This is a genomic window from Streptomyces sp. NPDC033229, assembly GCF_055576875.1.
The window spans coordinates 1-1,752 of record NZ_JBVIQR010000184.1; the positions used below are offsets into that span (position 1 = coordinate 1).

The following is a 1,752-nucleotide window of genomic DNA, read 5'->3' on the forward strand; positions in this document are numbered from 1 at the left end:
CCCCGCCCCGCCAACTGACCAGCCGCCCCGGCCACCTACGACACGAAAGACCTTGGAGAACCCGACCACCGCGCCGGGCCCCCACCATGCCCACCGCCCAATACCGCCTCGATCAACCCCACAGCATCACCTCGTCACCCCAAGCGAAACAGCGAGGCTAGGCCGCGTGCCGTGCCTTCCGCAGGCTGTTTGTGCGACCGGACGTACGTGAGCGAGGGGGAACCGTTGCTGCTGATCGGCGATGACTGGGCCGAGGACCATCACGATGTCGAGCTCCAGGACGAGAGCGGCCGGAAGCTGGCCGCGGTGCAGTTGCCCGAGGGGGTGGCGGGTATCGCCAAGCTGCACGAACTCCTCGCCCGCCACGGCGGCGAGGACCTGCACCCTGGCGAGGTGGTGGTCGGGATCGAGACCGACCGCGGCTCGTGGGTACAGGCCCTGACCGCCTCCGGCTATCAGGTGTTCGCGGTCAACCCACGGCAGGTCAACCGGTTCAAGGAACGGTACGGCTCCTCCGGGACCAAGAGCGACAAGGGCGATGCCCACGCGCTGGCCGACATGGTCCGTATCGACCGAGGTCAGCTGCGGCCGGTGGCCGGGGACAGCGAAGCGGCCCAGGCCGTCAAGGTCGTCGCCCGTGCCCACCAGACACTGATCTGGGAACGCACCCGCACCTTCCAGCGGCTGCGCACGACGCTGCGTGAGTACTTCCCCGGCGCCCTGAACGCCTACGCGGACCTGACGCTGACCAGCACCGACGCGCTGGAACTGCTGGCCAAGGCGCCCACCCCGGCCGCCGCGGCGAAGCTGACCCGCACCCAGATCACCGCCGTCCTGACCCGCCACCGCCGCCGCAACCGGGACACGAAAGCGGCCGCCATCCAGGCCGCACTGCGCGAGCCGCAGCTCGGCCTGCCCAAGCCGGTCACCGCCGCCTACGCGGCCACCGCCACCGCACACGCCCGTCTGATCATCGCGTTGAACGAGCAGATCGCCGTCATGGAAGAGCAGGTGAGGACGCATTTTCTGGCGCACCCGGACGCTGAGATCTACCTGTCAATGCCCGGCATCGGTGAGATCACCGGCGCCCGGGTGCTCGCCGAGTTCGGAGACGACCCCACCTGATACGCCTCCGCGAAAGCCCGCAAGAACTACGCCGGCACCAGCCCCGTCACCCGGGCCTCCGGCAAAAGCCACACCGTCCAGGCCCGCTACGTCCGCAACAACCCCCTCGCCGACGCCCTCCAGACCCAGGCGTTCTCCGCCCTGCGGGCCTCGCCCGGAGCCCGCCGCTACTACGACAAACAACGCGCTCGCGAGGCGGGCTACAACCCCGCCCTCCGCCAGCTCGGCAACCGCCTCGTCGGCATCCTCCACGGCTGCCTCAAAACCCGCACCCGCTACAACGAAACGACCGCCTGGTCACACCACACCCACCCCCATGCCGCTTGACCTCAAACGACATGGGGTGTCTCAGACGTCACGACCGACGAGAACGGCCGCCTGATCGTCGACCGGCACTCGGCCCACCGCTCGAAGACCGTCCGCGCCTGGCTCGCCAGCCACCAGGAGCAGATCGAGCTGCACTGCCTGCCGTCGTACTCCCGCAGCCCAACCCCGACGAGCACATCGTGCGCGCCATTGGGTTTCTGATTAACCTCGCGCTTTCATGATGCGTGCTGTCCGGCAGGTGATCAGGCAAGCAGAAAGTGCCCCTGACCAGCGAGAATGAGGATTGCTGAGGTCCTTGTT

At 68.4% G+C, this 1,752-nt stretch carries 1 protein-coding gene and 1 pseudogene; both read left to right on the top strand.

The features are described 5' to 3' along the window. Positions 1 to 225: 225 nt before the first annotated feature. Positions 226 to 1,452 (top strand): annotated as a pseudogene (locus ACZ53N_RS37240) (IS110 family RNA-guided transposase). 54 nt (positions 1,453 to 1,506) lie between these two features. Continuing rightward, positions 1,507 to 1,653: a transposase gene (locus ACZ53N_RS37245; protein ID WP_469145118.1), complete on the top strand. Its 147-nt coding sequence runs from the start codon at positions 1,507 to 1,509 to the stop codon at positions 1,651 to 1,653. The last annotated feature ends 99 nt before the right edge of the window (positions 1,654 to 1,752 follow it).